Origin of the sequence: Streptomyces sp. NPDC091271, assembly GCF_044757505.1 — a bacterium.
Lineage (GTDB): Bacteria > Actinomycetota > Actinomycetes > Streptomycetales > Streptomycetaceae > Streptomyces.
Genome location: NZ_JBIVVD010000003.1, coordinates 593,103 through 616,440, shown reverse-complemented (window position 1 = coordinate 616,440; position 23,338 = coordinate 593,103). Strand labels below are relative to the sequence as shown.

The 23,338-nt window shown below is 69.7% G+C and carries 17 protein-coding genes; 5 read left to right on the top strand and 12 right to left on the bottom strand.

What is annotated here, in order from left to right:
- Positions 1-43: 43 nt before the first annotated feature.
- From ACIQM3_RS14540 to ACIQM3_RS14515, 6 genes are all read right to left on the bottom strand, one after another.
- Complete coding sequence (locus tag ACIQM3_RS14540; RefSeq protein ID WP_401623655.1) at positions 44-1,543, bottom strand: SDR family NAD(P)-dependent oxidoreductase; 1,500 nt, start codon at positions 1,541-1,543, stop codon at positions 44-46.
- Between the two features lie 299 nt (positions 1,544-1,842).
- The gene (gene obgE, locus ACIQM3_RS14535) at positions 1,843-3,279 is read right to left on the bottom strand and encodes a GTPase ObgE (protein WP_401623653.1); all 1,437 of its coding nucleotides are present in this window, start codon (positions 3,277-3,279) and stop codon (positions 1,843-1,845) included.
- Positions 3,280-3,419: 140 nt separating this feature from the next.
- Positions 3,420-3,677, bottom strand: coding sequence for a 50S ribosomal protein L27 (rpmA, locus tag ACIQM3_RS14530; RefSeq protein WP_014045902.1), 258 nt, complete (start codon positions 3,675-3,677; stop codon positions 3,420-3,422).
- A gap of 14 nt (positions 3,678-3,691) precedes the next feature.
- The gene (rplU, locus tag ACIQM3_RS14525; RefSeq protein WP_015577124.1) at positions 3,692-4,012 is read right to left on the bottom strand and encodes a 50S ribosomal protein L21; all 321 of its coding nucleotides are present in this window, start codon (positions 4,010-4,012) and stop codon (positions 3,692-3,694) included.
- A gap of 249 nt (positions 4,013-4,261) precedes the next feature.
- Positions 4,262-4,633, bottom strand: a complete 372-nt coding sequence (locus ACIQM3_RS14520; protein ID WP_401623650.1) for a hypothetical protein — start codon at positions 4,631-4,633, stop codon at positions 4,262-4,264.
- A gap of 49 nt (positions 4,634-4,682) precedes the next feature.
- Positions 4,683-4,883 (bottom strand): hypothetical protein, encoded by a 201-nt coding sequence (locus ACIQM3_RS14515; RefSeq protein WP_401623648.1) that lies wholly within the window; start codon positions 4,881-4,883, stop codon positions 4,683-4,685.
- A gap of 964 nt (positions 4,884-5,847) precedes the next feature.
- On the opposite strand from ACIQM3_RS14515, the gene ACIQM3_RS14510 reads away from it, so the two are divergent.
- The 5 genes from ACIQM3_RS14510 (at position 5,848) to ACIQM3_RS14490 (ending at position 12,863) form a co-directional block, all read left to right on the top strand.
- Positions 5,848-6,450 carry an acyltransferase gene (locus ACIQM3_RS14510; RefSeq protein WP_401623646.1) on the top strand — a complete coding sequence of 201 codons (603 nt, stop codon included), beginning with the start codon at positions 5,848-5,850 and terminating at the stop codon, positions 6,448-6,450.
- A gap of 87 nt (positions 6,451-6,537) precedes the next feature.
- A complete protein-coding gene (locus ACIQM3_RS14505; protein WP_401623644.1) occupies positions 6,538-7,725 on the top strand; it encodes an acyltransferase family protein in 1,188 nt (395 codons plus the stop codon).
- 408 nt (positions 7,726-8,133) lie between these two features.
- A complete protein-coding gene (gene wecB, locus ACIQM3_RS14500; protein ID WP_401623643.1) occupies positions 8,134-9,237 on the top strand; it encodes a non-hydrolyzing UDP-N-acetylglucosamine 2-epimerase in 1,104 nt (367 codons plus the stop codon).
- Between the two features lie 111 nt (positions 9,238-9,348).
- Positions 9,349-10,725 carry a glycosyltransferase gene (locus ACIQM3_RS14495; protein ID WP_401624353.1) on the top strand — a complete coding sequence of 459 codons (1,377 nt, stop codon included), beginning with the start codon at positions 9,349-9,351 and terminating at the stop codon, positions 10,723-10,725.
- On the top strand, positions 10,722-12,863 hold the full coding sequence (locus tag ACIQM3_RS14490) for a glycosyltransferase family 1 protein (RefSeq protein WP_401623641.1): 2,142 nt from the start codon (positions 10,722-10,724) through the stop codon (positions 12,861-12,863). Before ACIQM3_RS14495 ends, ACIQM3_RS14490 begins: the two co-directional genes overlap by 4 nt.
- 72 nt (positions 12,864-12,935) lie before the next feature.
- On the opposite strand, the gene galE is transcribed toward ACIQM3_RS14490, so the two are convergent.
- The 6 genes from galE to ACIQM3_RS14460 form a co-directional block, all read right to left on the bottom strand.
- Positions 12,936-13,913 carry a UDP-glucose 4-epimerase GalE gene (galE, locus tag ACIQM3_RS14485; RefSeq protein WP_401623639.1) on the bottom strand — a complete coding sequence of 326 codons (978 nt, stop codon included), beginning with the start codon at positions 13,911-13,913 and terminating at the stop codon, positions 12,936-12,938.
- A 4-nt stretch (positions 13,914-13,917) separates the two neighbouring features.
- Entirely contained in the window at positions 13,918-15,201 is a 1,284-nt protein-coding gene (locus ACIQM3_RS14480; RefSeq protein ID WP_401623637.1) for a nucleotide sugar dehydrogenase, read from the bottom strand.
- The gene (locus tag ACIQM3_RS14475; protein WP_401623635.1) at positions 15,198-16,826 is read right to left on the bottom strand and encodes a glycosyltransferase family 2 protein; all 1,629 of its coding nucleotides are present in this window, start codon (positions 16,824-16,826) and stop codon (positions 15,198-15,200) included. The genes ACIQM3_RS14480 and ACIQM3_RS14475 overlap by 4 nt, the downstream gene beginning before the upstream one ends.
- A complete protein-coding gene (locus tag ACIQM3_RS14470) occupies positions 16,823-17,851 on the bottom strand; it encodes a Gfo/Idh/MocA family protein (protein WP_401623634.1) in 1,029 nt (342 codons plus the stop codon). Before ACIQM3_RS14470 ends, ACIQM3_RS14475 begins: the two co-directional genes overlap by 4 nt.
- Entirely contained in the window at positions 17,848-18,966 is a 1,119-nt protein-coding gene (locus tag ACIQM3_RS14465; protein ID WP_401623633.1) for a DegT/DnrJ/EryC1/StrS family aminotransferase, read from the bottom strand. The genes ACIQM3_RS14470 and ACIQM3_RS14465 overlap by 4 nt, the downstream gene beginning before the upstream one ends.
- Positions 18,967-19,295: 329 nt before the next feature.
- Positions 19,296-23,338 (bottom strand): ribonuclease E/G (locus ACIQM3_RS14460; RefSeq protein ID WP_401623632.1); only part of this gene is annotated, 4,043 nt, incomplete at its 5' end.

Below are 23,338 nucleotides of genomic sequence, written 5' to 3'. Positions count from 1 at the left end.
CGGTGAGCCCAGAGGCCCGAAAAAGTACATTTGTCAAGAATTATTACACATCTTCCTGACGGTCCAGAACCGAGGCCAGCGCCTGCTCGAATCCCGAGGCTTCGGTGACATCGCGGGTCGGGTCCTGCTGCCGTACGTCGATGACGTGGCCCGTCATGGCGGACAGGAGGACGTCCAGCGAGGTGCGTGCCACCGCCTCGGAGGAGAGCAGCGAGCCTTCCGGCTCCTGGCCGAACGCCTTGGTCCGCATGGGAGTCGCGGTGCGCTCCGGGTTCACGCAGTTGACCCTGATGCCCTCGCCCGCCCACTCGTCGGCCAGCGCCTGCGTCAGGTTCACCATCGCGGCCTTGGTGGAGGAGTAGAGGCTGTACTCGGCGCGGCCCCGGGTGTAACTGCTGGAGGTGTAGAGCAGCAGCTGGCCCTGTGTCTCCGCCAGGTACTTGTACGAGGCACGGGCGATCTGCACGGGCGCCAGGTAGTTGACGTTCAGCGCTTCCTGGATCGTCGTGGTGTCCGTCTCCGCCAGCTTGCCGATGCGCAGCACGCCCGCGGTGTTGATGACGTAGTCGATGCGGCCCGTCTCGGCGTATGCCTTGGACAGCGCCTCCTCGACGTGCTCCGGGTTCTCGACGTGCGTGCCGGTGGTGGAGCGGCCCAGCGCGTACACGCTCGCGCCGTACTGCTCGGCCAGCGTGGCGATGTCCGCGCCGATGCCGTACGAACCGCCGAAGACGACCAGCGTCTTGCCCGAGAGCAGGTCACGGTAGGCGGCCTCGTCGGCCTGGCGCGGGGCTGCCGTGGAGGCCAGCTGGAAGAGCTTGTCGGTGATGAAGACGTCGACCGGCTGGGTCACCTTCATGTTGTACTCGTCGCCCGCGACCACGTAGATCGGCACGTCGGGGAGGTACCGCAGGACGACCGAGCAGTCGTCGGTGGCCTGGAAATTCGGGTCGCCGGCCGCGACCTCGTACGCCCTGCGGATCGTGGACAGCTTGAAGGCCTGCGGAGTCTGGCCGCGCCGGAGCCGGGACCGGTCCGGGACGTCGGTGATGAACTCGCCGTCCTCGCCGTGGGTGCGGGTCACGATGATCGTGTCGGCGGACGGGATGGCGACGTCGACCGCCTGATAGCGGTCGAGGGCGTCCACGCAGTCCTTGATGACACGCTGTGACAGAAGCGGACGGACCGCGTCATGGAAGAGGACGTTGCGGTCCTCACCCTCCGCGAGACCCTCACCGAGGGCCGCGATGGCACGCTCGGTGGTCTCGTTCCGGGTGGCGCCACCCTCGATGATCTTGATGACCTTGGTCAGTCCGGCCTTGGCGACGATCTTCTCGACGTCGGGCACGAAGCCGGGCGCCATCAGCACGATGACATCGTCGATGCCTTCGGCGTTCTCGAAGATGCTCAGCGTGTGCTCGATGACTGCCTTACCGGCGATCTTCAGCAGCTGCTTGGGGATCGACAGCCCCACGCGCTGACCGGTTCCACCGGCGAGCACGACCGCTGTGGTCCGGGGCTTGGCTTCATGCGGCACAGACACAGACGACCTACCTTGCGATGACAGGGGGGAACAGTGTGATGGTCGCACTCTCCGTGACCGTCTCGCAAGGCGGACGTTTACCGGCGCTCGCCTCTGGGAAACCCGCAGTTCACCGCCTGGCCTGGCAGATCAGGCCCTCGGAGGCCCGTACCGGAGTGACGGACTCCACAGACGTGTTACGCAATCCGCACATCGAGGGCCGCACAACCGTGCCCCTACCTGGCAGTTCTCTGTGAATCCTGGGCGAAGCAGGGCCTGGCTCGGGTGCCTCCGTCGCGCGGGACACCCGAGCGCGACGGCTAGAAGGGGTCGAACTCGTCGTACTCGCGCTGAGCGACCTCGTGCTCGGACTCGCGCTCGCGACGGCGCTGCGCGGCGGGGCGCGGAGCCTCCATGCGGTGGTCCTCGCCACGGCGGCCCAGCATCTCGGCCCCGGCGGCCATGGTCGGCTCCCAGTCGAAGACGACCGCGTTGTCCTCGGCACCGATGGCCACGCCGTCGCCGGCCTGGGCACCCGCCTTGCGGAGTGCGTCCTCGACACCGAGGCGGTTGAGCCGGTCCGCGAGGTAGCCGACGGCCTCGTCGTTGTTGAAGTCGGTCTGCCGGATCCAGCGCTCGGGCTTCTCACCGCGCACGCGGTAGATGCCGTCGTCCTCCACCGTCACGGTGAAGCCGGCGTCGTCGACGGCCTTGGGACGGATGACGACCCGCGTCGACTCCTCCTTCGGCTTGCTGGCCCGCGCCTCGGCGATGATCCCGGCGAGGGCGTACGAGAGGTCGTTGAGGCCCTTGTGCGCGATGGCCGAGACCTCGAAGACGCGGTAACCGCGCTCCTCCAGGTCAGGGCGGATCATGTCGGCGAGGTCCTGGCCGTCCGGGATGTCGACCTTGTTGAGGGCGACGATGCGCGGGCGGTTCTCGAGGCCGCCGTACAGCCGCAGCTCCTCCTCGATCATGTCGAGGTCGGAGACGGGATCACGGTCCGACTCCAGCGTCGCGGTGTCCAGGACGTGCACCAGAACCGAGCAGCGCTCGACGTGCCGCAGGAACTCCAGGCCGAGGCCCTTGCCCTGGCTGGCGCCCGGGATGAGCCCGGGGACGTCGGCGATGGTGTAGACGGTCGAGCCCGCCGTGACGACGCCCAGGTTGGGGACGAGGGTCGTGAACGGGTAGTCCGCGATCTTCGGCTTGGCGGCGGACAGAACCGAGATCAGCGAGGACTTGCCGGCGCTCGGGTAGCCCACGAGCGCGACGTCGGCGACGGTCTTGAGCTCCAGGACGATGTCCCGGCTCTCCCCCGGCTCGCCGAGCAGCGCGAAGCCGGGCGCCTTGCGGCGGGCGGAGGCCAGCGCCGCGTTGCCGAGGCCGCCGCGGCCGCCCTGGCCCGCGACGAAGGTGGTGCCCTGGCCGACCAGGTCGGCGAGGACGTTACCGGCCTTGTCGAGGACGACGGTGCCGTCCGGGACGGGCAGCACGAGGTCCTGGCCGTCCTTGCCGGAGCGGTTGTCACCGGCGCCGGGCTGGCCGTTCGTGGCCTTGCGGTGGGGGTGGTGGTGGTAGTCGAGCAGCGTGGTGACGGCCTGCTCGACGACGAGGATGACATCGCCGCCGCGTCCGCCGTTGCCCCCGTCGGGGCCGCCCAGCGGCTTGAACTTCTCACGGTGTACGGAGGCCACGCCGTGGCCTCCGTTACCCGCGGCGGCATGCAGCTCGACGCGGTCCACGAAGGTGGTCATGGTGGGGGCCTCCAGGTACTGCGGAAAAATACGGGAATGTCTCTTGACGTAACGCGCCGAGGGCGGACCCGCTTCCCCGATTACCGGGAAAGCTGAGATCCGCCCTCGGAAGGTGCTGTGTCGTTCAGCCGTTGCCTGACTCAGGCAGCGACGGGAACGATGTTCACGACCTTGCGGCCACGGTGGGTACCGAACTCCACCGCACCGGCGGTCAGCGCGAACAGCGTGTCGTCGCCGCCACGGCCGACGCCCGTGCCCGGGTGGAAGTGGGTGCCGCGCTGGCGGACCAGGATCTCACCGGCGTTGACGGCCTGACCGCCGAAGCGCTTCACGCCGAGCCGCTGAGCATTGGAATCGCGCCCGTTCCGAGTGGACGATGCGCCCTTCTTGTGTGCCATGTCTCGTCAGTCCCTTACTTCGCAGCCGCGGGGATACCGGTGACCTTGATCGCCGTGTACTGCTGACGGTGACCCTGGCGACGGCGGTAACCCGTCTTGTTCTTGTAGCGAAGGATGTCGATCTTCGCGCCCTTGTGGTGGTCCACGATCTCGGCCTGGACCTTGATGCCGTCCAGGACCCAGGGGTCGCTGGTCACGGCGTCGCCGTCGACAACGAGCAGGGTCGAGAGCTCGACCGTGTCGCCAACCTTGGCGGTGGAAATCTTGTCAACCTCAACGATGTCGCCGACAGCAACCTTGTGCTGGCGACCACCGCTGCGCACGATGGCGTACACGCGGATCTCTCTCTCACTCGGAACGGATCCCCTGATGCCAGCCGCCCGCACGGGCCGGGGCCCACGACAGTCCGGAAGGATGAGCGGCCTCCCCCGGGGACGGATCACCGGGAGGGATGTGCTCAGGGGGTAGGCGCACAGAAACACGCCGAGGGTCAAGATTACGGGGCGGGGGTGCGGGGGGTCAAACCGGGCTGCCGGTGCCACGGCACGTGGTCACCGCCGGACCATCCGGACCAGTCAGCACGATCAGTGAGCGGTGTAGTGAACTGCGAGCCCCAGAAAAGCCGCAAGTGCGACACCTGCCTGCAGCGTCCAGGGGCCGGAGGCCTCACCGTAGGGCACTGCCGGGTCGGCCAGTACCTCGCGCAGGGCTCGGCGGTGTCCCAGAATTCCCGCGGGAACCGAAAGGACGAGTCCGCAGTAGACGGGGAGCATCGCAACCAGCTTCTCGTCGTACGCGCCGCAGTACAGAGCTATCACCGCGAAGGTCGCAGGAGGCCCGACCGAGACGAAGATCTTGTGCGTCCTGGTAGGCATGGCCGGGAGCATCACCGCGTACCAGATCCCGGCGGATATCGCGGCGAAGAGCCACCAGAGCGGCGATTCCTGCAACCTCATCCGTTCCTCTCGGCCAGGGCCGCGAGGAGTTCCTCGCGGCCCTGGCTCGTCAGGCCGTGAACCATCCCACGACCGAAGCGACAGAGTCATGGACTCCCTTGACGGCGGCCTTGCCCACGTTGCTGACCATGGATCCTGCCGCGAGGCTCCCCACGCCGCCGAGTCCCAGCGTCAGCGCGATGCCCGCTGTGGCCGTGTAGAAGTTCGAACTTCGCGGAGGAATTCGCCGGATCCACGTTGTTCTGCGCATTCTCCTTCGCCTGTTGTGTTGCCTTCGCCGCCTCCGCCGCTATTTCGTCCTGCCGCTTCTGGCTCGCTATCGTCTTGGCTTCGGCGGCTGCTGCTGCCCGGGCCGCACTCGCGTCCTTGCCTGCTGCCAGCGCGTCTGCGTAAGCACGATTTGCCGAGGCCTGGGCGCTGGCCGCAGCAGATACCGCGGTGTTCGCGGAGGCGATAGCCTGGTTGGCGGAGTAGTTGGCTTGCCGACTCGCAGAGCGAGCAGCCGACGCGGCGTCGGACGCCTGCTTGGCGGAGGTTGCGGCGGCGGCAGCAGCAGCGTCCGCCTGAGTCGCTGACTTGGCGGCGTCGTTGGCGTAGTTCTGTGCGTCAGTCGCGGAATCCGCCGCTTTGATGGCCCATTCCTTGGCTTCGGCAGCGGCACCACGGGCTTCGGCAGCCGCCTTCGCCGCTTCAGCAGCTTCCTTGAAAGCGCCGCTTGCGATGCCCGCCGCCCTGTCCGCATCTCTGACGCCCTGTCGGTGGCAATGCCTCCCCGTGTTGCGGCAGGCAGGGGCATGGGGCCGCCCGGCGGCATACCGTACGCAAGTTTTCCGCCGTACCGGTAGGCCCCTGTTCGGGTACGTGGACGGCCTGCACAACCCTCGACGAGGTCGGCAGTTCGTCCGCGCCGTGCCGTGCACGGCTGCTCCTCGCTCGCAGGTGAGGGCGTCCGGCTCCCCGCCGGCCGCACCTCGCCCGCTGGGCTGGTCGCTTCGGCCGTCCGGTGCGCGCCGACGGAGCAGGCCCTCATGGGTGCTCTGACGCAGCACCCAGCGGAGTGCCGCAGGGAGGGTGCCCTCAGTCGGGCCCTGCGTTCGGAGCTCTCCCGGCGGACTGCGCGAGACGCCCCCGCTCCAGCAGGAGGACCGGGGCCGCAGATGTTCGGCCTCAGCTCGTATGCTCTCGGCAAGCCCGCCCTCCGGAAGGTACGACACGTGAATTACAGAGTCCAGCCCACCGCCCAGGTCGACGACAGCGCCGAGATCGGCGCCGGAAGCAGCGTCTGGGAACTCGCACAGATCCGCGAGGGAGCTCGGCTCGGCGAGGGATGCGTGGTCGGCCGCGGTGCGTATGTGGGTACCGGCGTGCAGATCGGGAACAACGTCAAACTGCAGAACTACGCCCTGGTGTACGAGCCGGCCGAGCTCGCCGACGGCGTGTTCGTCGGCCCTGCGGTGGTCCTCACCAACGACCACAATCCGCGGTCCGTGGATCCCGAGGGCAAGCAGAAGCGTGGCGGCGACTGGGAGGCCGTCGGCGTGAAGGTCGCCGAGGGCGCCTCTCTCGGCGCGCGGTCCGTCTGTGTCGCCCCTGTACGGATCGGGCGCTGGGCCATGGTGGCGGCGGGGGCTGTCGTCACCAAGGACGTACCGGACTTCGCGCTCGTGGTCGGCGTACCGGCCCGGCAGATCGGCTGGGTCGGCCACAGCGGCGTCCGTCTCGTGGAGCGCGAGGGCGAGCCGGGAGTGTGGGAGTGCCCGCAGTCCGGCACGGCGTACGCCGAGAAGAACGGCGTCCTCGACGAGCACAGGGGCTGAGTCCGCACCCTGTCTCTCCCACGGTGCGGACCACCGGGGAGTCCTGACCTGTTCTTCCTCTCCCGCCCGACGATGATGGTGTCTTCCATGCCGGTCCGCCCCATACCCGGTCCGGATGCCCGTGACCGACTCGCCTCACTCACCGGCCTCCGCTTCTGGGCCGCCCTCGTGGTCGTCCTCTACCACCTGTCCCGGCAGACGGGAAAGCTGCCCTGGATCAGCGACCTGACCTGGTACGGGCGCAGCGGGGTGACGTTCTTCTTCGTCCTCTCCGGTTTCGTGCTGGCCTGGACGTACGACGGGAAGAGCGTTCCCCCCGTCGTCTTCTTCTGGAGGCGATTCGCCCGGATCTGGCCCCTGCTCGCCGTCTCGGTCGTCGCCTCCGTGGCCGTGTGGCGCGTCCTGGGCAGCGAGATCTCCCTCCGTGGGGTCGCGGCCACGCTGGGCCTCGTCAATGCCTGGACACCCGCCCACGAGTACCTCGTGGGCGGTAATCCCGCGGCATGGTCCCTGAGTGACGAGGCCTGGTTCTATCTCCTCTTCCCGCTGCTGCTGATGCTGCCGCTGCTGCGCTCGGCCAGGGGAAGGGCGTGGTGCGCCGTCGCCCTCTGCGGCGCCTCGGTGGCCGTCTGGACATCCGGCGCCTGGTTCGGCGACTCGGCGGTCCGGGGCTGGGCGCTCGACTACTTCCCGCCGACGCGCACCCTTCAGTTCGTTCTCGGGGTCGTCGTCGGCCTGGCGGTCAGGCGCGGATGGCGGCCTCCCGTGCGGCTGCCCGTGGCGATCATGCTCGTGCTGGCGGGGCACATCGCGCTGATCCCGTGGTCACGGGCGGTGCCCGACAGCTTCTGGTACAGCCCGTACAGTGCCTCGCAGCTGCTGTCCGCGCCTCTTTTCGCCCTTCTTGTGGCCGCAGCCGCCGCAGCCGACCTCGAGGGCCGCAGGACCGGCCTGGGCGGCCCCTGGATGATCCGGCTCGGCCACTGGTCCTTCGCCTGGTACCTGTTCCACGAGATCGTGATCAGAGCGCTCGTCGGGCACCTGGGCCGTCCGCACACGCACGAGGACACACTGAAGCTGTGGCTCCTGGTCCTGGGGATCAGTTTGGTCGTGGCGGCCATGGCCTACCACTGGGTGGAGCATCCCCTGGAACGCCTGCTCCGCCGGGCGGGGCCGGGTGGCGGAGCAGGCTCCCGCCGCTCCGCCGGGTCGTCGAGCGGCGGGAGCCCCCTGCCGACGGCGGCCGGGCCGGCCGCCTCTGCTCCCGAGAGGTAACGCGGCTCAACACCGACGGTACGAAGACGACCGGGCGCACCAAAGGCCCCAACGCCCCCTTTGTCTGCTTGTCTTGGTGAAAGGGCGTTTCTTGGACCGGGATCGGAGCGGATACCCGGTCGCGCACCCCGGCCTCGTTCTCGACCGCATCTGAAGCACCTGCGCGGAGCGACGGACCGCCGTTTTCCGGCGGGTCGCGCGCATTTCTCCCTCTTGCAAGGAGAGCCGTCCATTTTGTTCGCCTGATTGTTATCAGGCCGTGGAAGGGCACGGGTAAGGGCTCCAGACGCAGGTGACAGCGCCGTGACGCGCCCACGAAACCCCTGAGGTGGAGCGCCTGTGCCCCGGCGATTGCCTACCATTGGCCTGACATCCCGCGTGTGACCTGACCCAGAAGAAGAGTGCTCAGTGAAAGTCATCAGCATTGTCGGTGCCCGTCCTCAATTGGTGAAGCTGGCGCCCATCTCGGCCGCCTTCGCAGGCACGGAACACGAGCACTTCATCGTGCACACGGGACAGCACTACGACGCGGACCTGTCCGACGTCTTCTTCGACGGGCTCGGCATTCCCGATCCCGATGTCCACCTGGGGGTCGGCTCGGGAAGCCACGGAGCACAGACGGGATCCGTACTCTCCGCGCTCGACCCGGTCCTCGAGCGGGAGAAGCCGGACTGGGTTCTGGTCTACGGAGACACCAACTCCACCATCGCGGGCGCACTCTCCGCCGTGAAGATGCATCTCCCGGTCGCTCACCTGGAAGCCGGGCTGCGTTCCTTCAACCGGCGCATGCCGGAGGAGCACAACCGGGTACTGACGGATCACTGCGCGGACCTGCTCCTGGCGCCTACCGAAGAGGCGATGCGGCACCTCGCGGCCGAAGGGCTCGCCGAGCGCTCCGAGCTGGCCGGCGACGTCATGGTCGACATCTGCCTGCGGATCCGTGACGCGGTGCTCGCCGGCGAGCACCCTGCGCCCGTGTTGCCCGAAGGCATCGACCCGGCTCAGCCCTTCCTGCTCGCCACGCTGCACCGCCCGGACAATACGGACGACCCCGCGCGCCTGTCGGCGATCCTGGAGTCCCTGGCCGGCCTGCCCGTACCGGTCGCGCTGCTCGCTCATCCCCGCCTGGTAGCCCGTGCCGAGGAGCACGGCATCAAGCTGAACCAGGGTGCCGTCCACGTCGGCCGTCCGCTCCCGTACGCGGGTCTCGTCGCCGCCGTCCTGGCCTCTTCCGGTGTCGTCACCGACTCCGGAGGCCTGCAGAAGGAAGCGTTCCTCCTCAAGAGGATCACGACGACGATCCGCCCCGAGACGGAGTGGGTGGAGACGGTGGACACCGGCTGGAACGTCCTTGTGCCCGACCCGCACGCAATGGACGCGGACGCCTGGGCGGACACCGTGACCCGGGCCGTGCCGACGACCGACCCCGGCACGCCCTACGGCGACGGCCAGGCGGCGGAGAACGTCGTGCGGATCATGGAGGAGCGGAAGGGGGGAAGCCGGCGCGCGTGACGTGCGGAGCGCCGCGAGCGGCGCTAATACGTATATGTCACCGTGCTAGCGTCATCCGTTATGTCAGCGTCTCCCAGGTCCGGGCTGCCCACGAAAGGCGCACGGCCGCATGTGATCTACCTCGCCATCGGTTTCCCGCCAGCTGCCAAGAGCTGCGCCTACCGCATGCGCGAGACCGCGAATCAGTTCATCAACGCAGGCTGGGATGTCACCGTCGTCACGATCGCCCAGGAGTCCTGGGAGCGGGACTCCGGTGTCGACCTGACTCTCCTGGACCAGGTCGATCCGTTGGTGAACATCGTCGAGCTGCCGTTGGCACGTGAAGACCTGGAGACGGACATCCGTCTCTACGACGAGGACCGTGCTCTCAAGCCCAACGCCTGGGTCGCCCGGCTCCGGGTCCGGCAGACCGAAACCTTCCCGGAGCCGAATTTCGGCGAGTGGCGCGGCGCGCTCGAGCAGGCTGTGCTGGACATCCACCACGAGCACCCTGCGGACCTCCTCCTTGCCAGCTGCGTCCCCTATGTCAACCTCGCCGCCGCGTGGAAGCTGTGGGAGGAAGCCCGCGTTCCCTACGCGGTCGACTTCCGCGACGGCTGGTCGATCGATGTGATCGAGGGCGTGGAAGCCTTCTCCCGCGAATCCGAGCTCGGCCGCTGGGAGAAGAAGATCCTGGATCACGCGGTCTCCCTGTGGGTGGTCAACGACCCGATCGCGGAGCACTACCGCACGCGCCATCCCGACTTCGCCGACCGGGTACGTGTCGTGCGTAACGGTTACGACGCGGACAGTTCGCCGGGCCGCGCACATAAGCCCGATCCCGAGTCCGGGCTCGTCTTCGGTTACCTGGGCACGGTGAACTTCACCGCCCAGCATCTGGAGACGGTGCTCAACGCCTGGCGTGCGGCCCGCGAGCAGGAGCCTCTGCTGGCCAACGCCCGCTTCGAGGTACGCGGCCACATCGGCAACGGCGCCGGCCGCGAGGCCAACCGCCACGCCGAGATCCTTAAGCAGGCCGAGGCCGATGGTGTCCGCTTCGGTGGTCCCGCCGCCAAGGCAGAGGTCGCCTCGATCTACGCCGGCTGGGACGCCATGGTCCTCATCCTCATCGGAGGCCGCTACGTGACCTCGGGCAAGGTGTACGAATACATGGCGACGGGACTGCCCATCGTTTCGGCACACGTGGTCGAACACGACGCGTCCAACGTCCTCGACGGCCATCCGCTGTGGACCGGCGCGGTCGGCCTGGACGAGGAGGCGCTGACCCAGTCGTTCGTCCGCGCGGCACACATGGCTGTCGAGACCAGCGACGCCGTCCACGCCGAGGCGATGGCCCACGCGGACCAGTTCACCCGGGAGTCGCTGATGACCGTCGCGGTGAACGAGCTCATCGATCAGCTCGCCGCGGACCGCGCATCGGGCACGAGCGTCACGGACACAGCGGTCCTCGCCGAGAAGTCGATCGTCACCGGAGGGACCGCATCGTGACCGAGGTTCTGTTCGTCGCCACCAAAAGACCCGAACTCGGCATCCTCGCGGACTCCGTGACCAAGTTCCGTGACCGCGATGCCAAGGTCTACCTGGCCGGCACCTTCCATGTGCTGCCGGTCGCGGAGGAGCTGTCCCTCATCCCGCTGGAGGGGGTGCATCAGCTTCCTCGGGGCCTCTCCAGCAGGAGCAGTTCGGTGCGGCGCCGGGCCAAGGCGTCTCCGGCCGGCATGAAGGTGTGGCTGCAGTCGCAGCGGGACCGCTGGCTCCGGCGACGTGCCCTGAAGGCCCAGGTCATCGTGGCCCTGGACCCGGGGGCCGTCTACACCGTGTGGCGGCTCTCCCAGTACAACCCGGCGGCGGAGGCCCACTTCGGTGTCGCCGCGGCCCTCACGGCCCTCACGGCGCTCGACAAGCTCAGGCAGCAGGGCGCAGTGGCGCGCCAGGCCGCTCTCCCGGCCCTGGGCGCGGTGGCCAAGGACGTACGCCGCTCCATCGACGGCATCCCGGCCGCCATGATGCGTACGGCGACAGCGCGTCCCGTCATGCGCTCCGCCCTGGGTGCCCGGCTCTGGCGCTCCGCGGTGACCGCACCGGGCGTGCCCGTGAAAGCGCGGGTGGCTGCCTCACGCTACGTCGCGGAGGGCATGCAGTGGGCCGGACGTACCAGCGGAGCGGCCATAGCGCTCACGACGGCCGCCTCCAAGATCTCCGACCTCGCGGTCCGGGCGGAGCTGCTCGACGAAGGCGTCATGACGGAGATCGCCAGGGGTATCAGCCCCCGGGACCTCCACAAGGCGGTCGGCGCCCGGCTCGCCCAGGCCGATGAGCAGTACGCCAAGGGCAACCACGAAGCCGCATCCGAAGCGCTGAACCGGGCGTTGTTCCTCGACTTCCACCGGGTCATGCACATCGACCAGCTGAGTTCGCCGCTCGCCGAGGACGCGAAGGGCTATATCGAGCGCCTGCACGGTTCGTCCGCGTTCCAGGCGGTCGCCCGGCCCCGCGGCCGGAAGACCCCTGCGGCGGCCCCGCCCACGGACCGCCCGCTGCGGCTGCTCGTCACCACGAGCGCCAACGCGAACTTCCTCCACCACGTCCTGTCGCTGTACGAGGGCCACCCCCGGGTCGAGCTCCGCTACCTGGACCTCGCCGCCCAGAAGTCGCTCAAGCGCATCTCGTGGGCCGCTCGGCTCATGCTGGAGGACAGGCTGGCCGACGGCACGACCGACTACCAGGCGGATGTCGAGCGGCTGATGCGTCCGTACCTGGACTGGGCCGACACGGTGTTCCTCGACTGGTCCGTCGGCCCGGCGTCGATGCTCACCACCATCGATCCCGGCGACACCCGCATCGTAGTGCGACTGCACAGCTACGAGGCGTTCACCCGCTGGCCGCATATGACGGACTTCTCCCGGGTCGACGACCTCGTCTTTGTCGCACCGCACGTAAGGGATCTGGTCACGTCGCTGGTCCCGCAACTGCGCGGCAAGACCGCGCCGCGCACACACGTGCTCGACAACGCGATGGACCTCTCGGACTTCGTCCGGCCCAAGTCGGCGGACGCCCGCTTCAACCTCGGTCTGATAGGCGTCAGTCAGGTAGCCAAGGACCCGCGGTGGGCCCTGGACGTGCTCAAGCGCGTGCGTGAGCACGACGAGCGCTACCGGCTGCTTCTGGTGGGCGGTGACATGGACCCGAAGACGAGCAAGGCCACCAGTGACTACCGGACGCTCTTCGAGCGGGAACTGGCGCCTCTCGTCGAGTCCGGCGCGGTGGTACGACTGGGCCCGACCGATGACGTACCCGGTGCGCTCACCGACATCGGCGTGATCCTCAGTTCGTCCGTGCGCGAGGGATGCCATGTGGGGCTGATGGAAGGCGCGGCGAGCGCCGCCCTCCCGGTCGTCCGCGACTGGCCCTTCTACGCCGGACGGGCCCACAGCGCACGGACCCTGTACCCCGAGGGGTGGGTCGTCGGCTCTCCCGAGGAGGCCTCACAGCGCATTCTGGACGTCACCTCGACCGAGGAATCCTGGCAGAAGGCGGGCGCGCTGGCTTCCGAGCACGCTGTCTCGTCCTGGGACTGGAGCGTCGTCCAGAAGCAGTTCGACCGGCTCTTCCTCGGCGAGGTCTGATCCGGCGTACGACAACGGCTGAGGCCCGTATCCCCGCGGGGGGATACGGGCCTCAGCCGTTGTGTCAGCGCCTCACCGGCGTGCTTCCGGGTGTCTCAGACACCACCCGTCCCAGGCCGAGGTCACCATCGCCCGGATGTCGTGGCGCGATGTCCAGCCCAGTTCGCCTCCGATGCGGTCGGCAGCGGCGACGACCCGGGCGGGGTCGCCGGGCCGCCGTGCCTCGATCACGGGCTTCAGGTCGCGGTATCCGGTGACGTCCTGAATGACGCCCACCATCTCGGTGACCGAAACCCCCTGGCCGCGCCCTATGTTGAGCACCAGGGAGGCGGACCGATCCTTCAGGAGGCGCTCAGCCGCCGCAAGGTGGGCGGCGGCGACGTCCTCGACGTGGATGTAGTCACGGACACATGTGCCGTCAGGGGTCGCGTAGTCGTTGCCGAAGACCCGTGGCCGTTCGTTCTCGGTCAGCCGTTCGAAGACCATCGGCACCAGATTGAAGACGCCGTCATCACCGAGTTCGGCCGATGCGGCGCCCGCCACGTTGAAGTACCGCAACGAGACCGTCGCCATGCCGTGTGCCTTGCCGGCCGCGGCCACCATCCACTCACCGGCCAGCTTCGTCTCACCGTACGGGCTCAGCGGCCGGCAGGGGGTCTCCTCCGTCACCAGGTCCACATCGGGCATGCCGTAGACGGCAGCCGAGGAGGAGAAGATGAACCGGCCCACGCGGGCGTCCACGGCCGCGTCGAGCAGGACGCGCAGCCCCTCGATGTTCTCGCGGTAGTAGTACAGCGGCCGGTCGACCGACTCGGCCACCCTCTTCTTCCCCGCGATGTGCACGATGCCAGTTACGGAGTGCTCGTGCAGGAGCCGGTCGACGGCCTCCCGGTCGAGGACGGATCCCCTCACCAACGGCACCTCCGCGGGGACCCGTTCGGCTCGGCCGGTACTGAGATCGTCGAGGACGACGACGGGGGCGTGCCCCGCCATCGCCCTGACGACATGCGATCCGATGTAGCCGGCACCGCCTGTGATCAGCCAGGTCATATGGTCAGCCGCCGATGACGACGCGGCGGACACCGGCCCAGTTGGCCGGGTCGGTCGTACGACGGCCGTCGACCAGGACGCGTACGTCCGGCAGGTCGGCGGCGGCCAGTTCGCGGTACTCGGCGTGGTCGGCCTGGAGGATCGCGGCGGTGACCGTCTGGGACTCGTGCGGCACGAGGCCGTGCGCGGTCAGCTCCTCGGGCGTGTACATGGGGTCCGAGACGAACGGCACCGCGCCGCGCGCCTTCAGCGCCTCGACCACTCCGAAGACACCGGAGAAGGCCGTCTCCTTGACGCCGCCGCGATAGGCGGCTCCCAGCACCAGGACCCCGACACCGTCCAGGTCGCCGTAGGCGGCGGCCAGCAGGTCGACCGAGTACTCGGGCATCGCGGCATTGGCCTCACGGGCCGAGCGCACGACGGTCGCCTCCGGGTCGTTCCACAGGTACATCCGCGGGTAGATCGGGATGCAGTGGCCGCCGACGGCGATGCCGGGCTGGTGGATGTGGCTGTAGGGCTGGCTGTTGCAGGCCTCGATGACCTTCTTGACGTCGATGTCGTTCTTGTCGGCGAACCGCGCGAACTGGTTGGCCAGACCGATGTTGACGTCGCGGTAGGTGGTCTCGGCGAGCTTCGCGAGCTCGGATGCCTCCGCCGTGCCGAGGTCCCAGACACCGTTCGGACGCGGCAGGTCCGCACGGTCGTCGAAGTCGAGCACGGCCTCGTAGAACTCCACACCGCGCTGCGAGGACGCCTCGTCGATGCCGCCGACGAGCTTCGGGTAGCGGCGCAGGTCCGCGAAGACGCGGCCGGTCAGCACCCGCTCCGGGGAGAAGACGAGGTGGAAGTCGCGGCCCGGGGTGAGGCCGGAGCCCTCCGCGAGCATGGGCGCCCAGCGTGTGCGCGTCGTACCGACCGGGAGGGTGGTCTCGTAGCTGACGAGGGTGCCCGGCTTCAGGCCCGCAGCGATGGCCTTCGTCGCCGAGTCCATCCAGCCGAAGTCCGGAGTGCCCTCGGCGTCCACGAAGAGCGGGACGACGACCACGACGGCGTCGGACGCGGCCACCGCGGCCGTGGTGTCCGTCGTCGCGGAGAGCCGGCCCGCGCCCACGGTCTCCTTGAGCTTGACGTCCAGGTCGTACTCGCCGGGGAACGGCTCGGTGGCCGCGTTGACCAGCTCGACGACCTTCTCGTTGACGTCCGCGCCCATGACCGTGTGGCCCTTGGCAGCGAACTGCACGGCGAGCGGAAGGCCGATCTTGCCGAGCGCGACTACACAGATGTTCATCGGATTACTTTCCTCTTCAGCCTGGACAGCTTGCGGCGCAGGCGCCTGAATACGCCCGTCTTCGTCTCCCACAGGGGGGCGGTCGTGATGACGAGACGGCCCTTCGGATTCACGTTGGCGGCGACCCGGTGCGGTACCGCTCCGCCCCAGCGCCGGGCCAGCGGCATCGGGAGGCCGTCGGTCCGCACGGGAATCTCGTACACCGAGCCCGCCACGTCCACGTAGACGCGCACACCGTGCTTCGCATTGACCGGATCGATGGGGATGCGGGCAGTCAGCCGGGTCCCCGTACCGTCCTCCGTCGCCTGCCTGTCGAACTCGCCTGCCACGCCCTGCGGCCGGACCTGCTCCGGCAGCCTGCGCGCTCCCGGCTTGTCCGCGCTCTTGGGCATCGCGCCACGCGCCAGCGCGACCACCGCGGAGGAGGTGTCGCCGATAACGCCCAGCCTCAGGACGAGCGCGAGGGACAGCTCCGTCCCCTTCTGCTCCCACTCGGCGGATTCGAGTTCCGTGTGCCGTGCGAGCCGGCCGGCCACCCCTTCGCCGAGGACCTCGTACCAGTGGTCGGGCAGCCCGGCCTCACTGTCCCTGAAGCCCGGGTACGTCGCGAACGCCCGCCCGCCCTCGAGGAGAAAGGGCGGGGCGCCGTGCTCCGCTTCGTCCGTGAGGGCCCTGGAGAGTTCATCGACCGCGCCGCTCAGAGCAAGGCCGAAACGCACGCGCCGGGTGACACCTGTGCTGTCACGGAGAGTGTCGGTGTAGTAAGCATCCAGAAGTGGGGCTATTCCCTCGCACACCTGGCGTTTGATGCCTGGATCGAGAGAGGCGAAGTCTTTTTGTAGGAGCTTGGAAAGCTCCCACTCGAAATGCCGCTTGAACACGGCATCACGCTTCGGGCCGGGCTCGATCAGGCCGGCGGTGTGCTCCATGATCCTCGTGACGCAACGCAGCCGGGCCAGGTGATCGGCCCGGTAGGTGATGTTGCTGGCGTCACCGCGTCTGACCGCGTAGTAGTACGTGTAATCAGCAAGTACTGAGATCTTCCGAGCCCGGACACATGCCTCGATGGTGAACGGCTGGTCGCTGCCGACCGGCATGTCCTCAGGAAAGCGCAGCTTGTGCTTCTCGACGAGGTCACGCCGGAACAGCTTGGTATTGGCCAGCGTGTACGGGAGCGCCGATTCGTACAGGCTGATGTCCGGAGTGCTCTCCGCGTAGAGCTTCTGGTGCACGTAGCGGCCGTTGGTACCGACCATCTTTCCCACGACCACGTCGGAACCGTGCTCGTCGGCGCATGCAACCATTCGCTCCAGTGCTTCCTCGCCGAGGTAGTCGTCGGAGCCGATGAAGTACACGTAACGCCCGGTGGCCACGTCCAGAGCCCGGTTGCTCGGTGCGGCCGGGCCGCCGGAATTGGCCTGGTGCAGCACGGTGAAGGTACCGGGATACTCCGCTGCGAAGCGGTCCAACTCCGGGCCGCTGTCATCCGTCGACCCGTCGTTCACCGCGACGACCTGCAGGCGGTCAAGTCCGATGCTCTGTCTTGCCAGCGAGTTCAGACACTCGGTCAGATACGGCATGGTGTTGTAGACGGCTACAACGACAGTCACATCCGGTGTGGTCAACTCTCCAGCTCCTGACCGACTTGCTGACCGTCCGAGAGGCGGATGGTGGTGTGACTGACGGCCGACTCGAGGACCGCAGCCGCGACCTCAACGGTACGCAGCCCCTGCCGCAATGTGCAGATATCGGCCGACTCGCCCCGTACGGCGTCCCGGAAGAGCTCGTGCTCGACCAGCAGCGGCTCGCGCTTCGGGATCGCGTAGCGGATCATGTCGCCCTCGGAGACACCGCGGAACGCTCGCAGCGCCTCCCACTCGGTGGTCACCGCGGCGTTCGAGTGGAACGTCAGGTCGGCCGTGAGCGTGTCGGCGATGTAGCAGCCGCGCTCGCCGGTGACCGAGGTGAAGCGCTCCTTGAGCGGGCTCAGCCAGTTGACCAGGTGGTTGACCATGGTGCCGTCGGAGAGCTGGCCCACCGCGGAGACCATGTCCTCGTGCGGGCGGCCGGACTTGGAGACGGTGTGCGCCGCGATCGACGTGTACGTCTGGCCGGTCACCCAGCCCGTCAGGTCGATGTCGTGCGTGGCGAGGTCCTTGACCACGCCGACGTCCGCGATGCGGTGCGGGAAGGGGCCCTGGCGGCGGGTGACGACCTGGAAGACGTCGCCGAGCTCGCCGGCCTCCAGGCGGCTGCGCAGCGAGCGCAGTGCCGGGTTGCAGCGCTCGATGTGGCCGACGCCGGCCACCAGGCCGCGCGACTCGAAGGCCTCGACGAGGCGGCGGGCGCCCTCGACGGTGTCGGCCAGGGGCTTCTCGATCAGGGCGCAGACACCGGCGTCGGCCAGCTGGAGGCCGACCTCTTCGTGCAGGGCGGTCGGGCAGGCCACGACCGCGTAGTCGATGCCGAGCGCGATGAGCTCCTCGACGGTCGACAGGACGGGGGCGCCCTGCGCCCAGCCGTTCTTGTCGCCCATCGGGTCGACGACGCCGACCAGGTCCACGCCTTCGAGACCGGCGAGGACCCGGGCGTGGTGGCGCCCCATGGAGCCGAGGCCGACGAGGCCTGCTTTCAGTACGGCGGCGGTCACAGGCTCTCCCCCAGTGCGTTCACTGCGTTCGCGATGCGCTCGAGGTCACCCTCGCCGAGCGACGGGTGGACGGGGAGCGACACGACCTCGGCCGCGGCCCGCTCGGTCTCGGGCAGGTCCCAGTTCCGGCCGGCCTTCTGGTCCGGCTCCCAGTACGGCTTGAGCCGGTGGATCGGAGTCGGGTAGTAGACGGCGTTGCCGATGCCCGCCTCGGTGAGCTTGGCCATCGCTGCGTCGCGGTCGCCCTGCACCCGGATCGTGTACTGGTGGTAGACGTGGCGGGCGCCCTCGGCGACCGGCGGCGTCGTCACGTTCGGGGCGGTGATGTGCGCGTCGAGGTACGCGGCGTTGGCGCGTCGCTGCTCGGTCCAGCCACCGACCTTGGTGAGCTGTACGCGACCGACGGCGGCGGCCACGTCGGTCATGCGCATGTTGGCGCCGACGATCTCGTTGGCGTACCGCTGCTCCATGCCCTGGTTACGCAGGAGGCGCAGGGTGCGGGCGAGTCCGGCGTCGGCCGTGGTGACCATGCCGCCCTCGAGGGCGTGCATGTTCTTCGTCGGGTAGAAGCTGAACGTTCCGCCTTCGCCGAACGCGCCGACGGGGGTCCCGTTCAGTGCCGCTGCGTGCGCCTGGCAGGCGTCTTCGACAACAGCGAGTTTGTGCTTCGCCGCGATGGGCATGAGCTTGTCCATGGCGGCCGGGTGACCGTAGAGGTGCACCGGCATGATGGCGGCCGTGCGCGGCGTGATGGCTGCCTCGACGGCGGCCGGTTCCAGGCCGTAGCTGCCGGGCTCGATGTCGGCGAACACCACGTCGGCGCCGACCAGTCGGACGGCGTTGGCGGACGCTGCGAAGGAGAAGGAAGGGACGATCACCTCGTCGCCCGGGCCGATGCCGAGGGCGAGAAGAAGCATGTGCAGTGCGGAGGTACCGGAGTTGACGGCGACGCAGTGGCGTCCGTCGACCAGCTCGGAGAAGCCCTCCTCGAAGGCCGCGACCTCCGGGCCCTGCACGACGCGACCGCTGCGCAGTACGCGTACCGCGGCCTCGATCTCCTCTTCACCGATGACCGGGCGGGCAGCAGGAATCGGCTGCTCGTTGATGCTCGTCATGGACGTCCTCCTTGAACACCGCAAGAGCTCTTCACAGGCAGAGGTCCGGGGTGCGGGACGTCTCACGAGGCCGCGCGTACCCCACCGGCGCTATGCCGACGCCCTACCGAGGAAACAGGGCCCGGCCAGTGATGAACCGGGTCGGTCACCGACCGTAATCCCTTTGCAGGAACTTCACATGCAGCGACCGCCGTCACATTATCAGGGATTTCACAGGTGATTTCGGGGCTGTTAACCGGCCTCTGCATCAGTTCTGAAACAAAGCGCGTGTCCCGCCCCGAAGGCTTCGGGGCGGGACACGGATCGATGAACATGCGGTCACGGATTACTCAGTCGACGCTCTGCCCCGAGTCATTGGAAGTCGAGGCCGTCACGGAAGGCGACGACTGCTCGGCGGCGACGGTCTTCTTCGCCGCTGCCTTCTTCGTCGTCGTCTTCTTCGCCGCGGTCTTCTTCGCGACCGTCTTGGCGGCCGTCTTCTTGGTGGCCGCCTTCTTCGCCGTGGCCTTCTTCGCGGTCTTCCGCGCCGCGGTCTTCTTGACCGGCGCTTCCGAATCCGCCGCTTCGGTGCCGGAGGCCTCGGACGCGTCGGAGTCGGTACCCGTGACCACGACGGCCGCTGCCTCCTCCGCGCCGGCCGGCGGCCCCGCAGGAGTGGTGGCCTTGCGGGTCGCCCGGCGGCGAGCGCGCGGCGGGGCGGCCGGAGCGGACTCCTCGTCAGCCGCCGGTGCCTCGGGCTCCGCCGCCTTCACCGAGGGAGCGGGCGCCGGAGCCGCGGCGGCCTCGACGACCGGGTCCTCGGCCGCGACGGGCTCCGCCGCGGGCTCGGCCGGATGGACGGGCGGTGTCACGTCGGCCTGCTTGGGCGAGCCCGCCGGGGCGGTCGCCTTCCGGGTCGCCCTGCGACGCGTACGCGCCGGAGGTGCGGCCTCGGCCTCGGGTGCGGCGGGAGCCTCCACCGGGGCCTCGGCCACCGGCTCGGGCTGCGGCTTCTCCTCGGCCACCGGAGCCGCCGGAGCGACCTCGGTCACCGGGGCGGGCGCGCCGGCCGGAGCCGTGACCTTGCGGGTCGCACGCCGGCGGCCGCGGCCGCGCGACGCTGCCGCCTCGGCCTCGGCCGGGCTGCTGTACAGCTCCTCGTCGGCGACGAACTCCGGCTCGGGCAGCGCCACCGGGGCGGCGACCTCGGCGGCCACCTCGGCCTCGGTCTCGGTCTCGGTCTCGGCCGACTGCTCGTGCTCGTGGTCCTGGCCGTGCTCGTGCTCGTGTCCCGCGCCGCCGCGGCCGCGCTTCTTGGACCGCTTGCCACCGCCGCCGCCGGCGGCCGTGGGCTGCTCCATGTGGACGATCACGCCGCGACCGTTGCAGTGGACGCAGGTCTCGGAGAAGGACTCCAGCAGACCCTGGCCCACCCGCTTACGGGTCATCTGGACCAGGCCCAGCGACGTGACCTCGGCGACCTGGTGCTTCGTACGGTCGCGGCCCAGGCACTCCAGGAGCCGCCGCAGCACCAGGTCCCGGTTGGACTCCAGCACCATGTCGATGAAGTCGACGACGACGATGCCGCCGAGGTCGCGCAGCCGCAGCTGGCGGACGATCTCCTCGGCCGCCTCCAGGTTGTTCTTGGTGACGGTCTCCTCGAGGTTTCCGCCCTGGCCGGTGAACTTGCCGGTGTTGACGTCGACGACGACCATCGCCTCGGTCTTGTCGATCACCAGCGAGCCGCCGCTCGGCAGATAGACCTTGCGGTCCAGCGCCTTCATCAGCTGCTCGTCGATGCGGTACGTCGCGAAGACGTCGACCTCGGAGGTCCAGCGCGACAGCCGGTCCGTCAGGTCCGGTGCCACGTGCGAGACGTAGCCGTGGATGGTGTCCCAGGCGTCGTCACCGCTGACGATCACCTTCGAGAAGTCCTCGTTGAAGATGTCGCGGACGACCCGGACGGTCATGTCCGGCTCGCCGTAGAGCAGCGTCGGCGCGTTGGAGCTGCTGGTGTTCTTCGACTTCTTCTGGATCTCTTCCCACTGGCCCTGCAGCCGCTCGACGTCGCGGCGCAGCTCGTCCTCGCTCGCGCCCTCGGCGGCGGTGCGCACGATGACGCCCGCGTCCTCGGGGACGATCTTCTTGAGGATGGTCTTCAGCCGGGCGCGCTCGGTGTCGGGCAGCTTGCGGCTGATGCCGGTCATCGAGCCCTCGGGCACGTAGACCAGGTACCGGCCGGGCAGCGAGACCTGGCTGGTCAGGCGGGCGCCCTTGTGGCCGATCGGGTCCTTCGTCACCTGGACGAGGACTGACTGGCCGGACTTGAGCGCGGTCTCGATGCGGCGCGGCCCGTGGGCCATGCCGAGTGCCTCGAAGTTGACCTCGCCCGCGTAGAGGACGGCGTTGCGGCCCTTGCCGATGTCGACGAAGGCGGCCTCCATGGACGGCAGTACGTTCTGCACCTTGCCCAGGTAGACGTTGCCGACGTAGCTGGTGGCCTGCTCCTTGTTGACGTAGTGCTCGACGAGCACGTTGTCCTCGAGGACGCCGATCTGGGTGCGCTCGCCGCTCTGGCGGACGACCATGACGCGCTCGACGGCCTCACGACGGGCCAGGAACTCGGCCTCGGTGATGATCGGGACGCGGCGGCGGCCCTGCTCGCGACCCTCGCGGCGGCGCTGCTTCTTGGCCTCCATGCGGGTCGAGCCCTTGATGGACTGGACCTCGTCGAAGCCGGTGCCGGGCTCGCGCTCGGCCTCCTTCTTGCGGGGCTCGCGGACCTTGACGACCGTGCGCTCCGGGTCGTCGGCGCCCGTGCCCGTGTCCTCACCGGCGGCGTCCCCGCTGCGGCGGCGACGACGGCGACGGCGACGGCTGCTGCTGGAACCGGAGGAGGACTCGTGCTCCTCCTCGTCCTCGTCGTCGTGCGCCTGCTGCTCGTCCTCGGAACCGTCCGCGGCGGCGTCGTCCTGCTGCTCGACGTCGTCCGCGTCGTTGGCCTCTCCGCGACGGCGGCGGCGGCCACCACGGCGGCGACGGCGCGAGGGGCGGTCCCCGTACTCGTCCGTGTCGTCGCCCTCGTGCTCGGCGTCCGTCTCGGGCTCGGCCTCGTGCTCGTCCTCGACCGGGGCGGCGGCCGGAGCCGCCTGCTCGGCCGGAAGCGTCACCGGGGTCGTGGCAGGCTCGGTCTCGACGGCCTCGCCACGACGGCGGCGGCGGCGGCGCGAACCGCCCTGCGGCGCGGACTCGGCGGCCTCGGCGGGTGCGGCGGTCTCCGGCGCGACGACCTCGGCGGTCTGCCTGCTCTCGGCCTTACGCGGCGCGCGGCCCGCGCTCTTCTGCTCCTCGACGTCGTCGCTCTCGTCGTACGCCGGGGTGGAACCCGCGGCGGCAGCGGCGGCAGCCGCGGTCTCCGGGGTCTGGAACATCGGCTCGGCGAAGACCGGGGCCTGGAAGACGGCCACGGCGGGACGCGTCGCACGGCGTCCCTTGCGGGCGGGCTCCTCGGTCTTCCCGGTGAACTCGGGGCGGCCGGCGGCGGCGGTGGCGCGGCGGCGCTGGCGGCCGCGCGGCGCGGCCTCCTCGACCTGCTCGGCCTCGGAGGCCAGCTCCTCGGCCACTGCGGCGGGGAGGTCCTCGCCCTTCTCGGCGGCCGCCTCGGCGACCTCCTCGACGGGCTGCGGGGCGCCGGCGGGCGCGGACGCCTTACGCGAGGCGCGGCGGCGGGCGCGCGCCGGCGGCGCGGCCTCGGCGGCCGGCGCCTCGACGGGCTCCTCGGCGCGGGCGGGTTCGGCGGCGGTCTCGGCAGCCGGATCGGCCACGATCGCGGCCGGGGGCTCGGCGGTCCGGGCGCCCTGCGGCGCACCGGCGGGGGCCGACGCGCGACGGCGGGTACGGCCTCGCGGCGCGGCGGCGGGCTCGGCCGGCTCCGCGGGGGCCTCGGCCACGGGCGCGGGAGCCTTCACCGGCTCGGCCACGATGTCCTGCGCGGCGGTCTCGGCCGCCTGGGGGGCACCCGCCGGAGCGGTGGCCTTGCGGGTGGCGCGGCGACGGCCACGGGGGGCCTCCACGACGGGGGCCTCGACGGCCTCTTCGGCCTCTTCCTCGGCCGGGGCCTCGGCGGCGGGCTCGATGGCCGGCTCCACGACCTCGGCAGCGGCCTGCGGCGCACCCGCCGGAGCGGTCGCCTTACGGACCGCACGACGACGGGCACGCGCCGGCGGCGCGGCCTCGGCCGGCTCGGCGCTCACAGCAGGGGTCTCGGGGGCGGCCGGGGTCTCGGCGGCGGGCTCGGCGGCCGGCTCCACGACCTCGGCAGCGGCCTGCGGCGCACCCGCCGGAGCGGTCGCCTTACGGACCGCACGACGACGGGCACGCGCCGGCGGCGCGG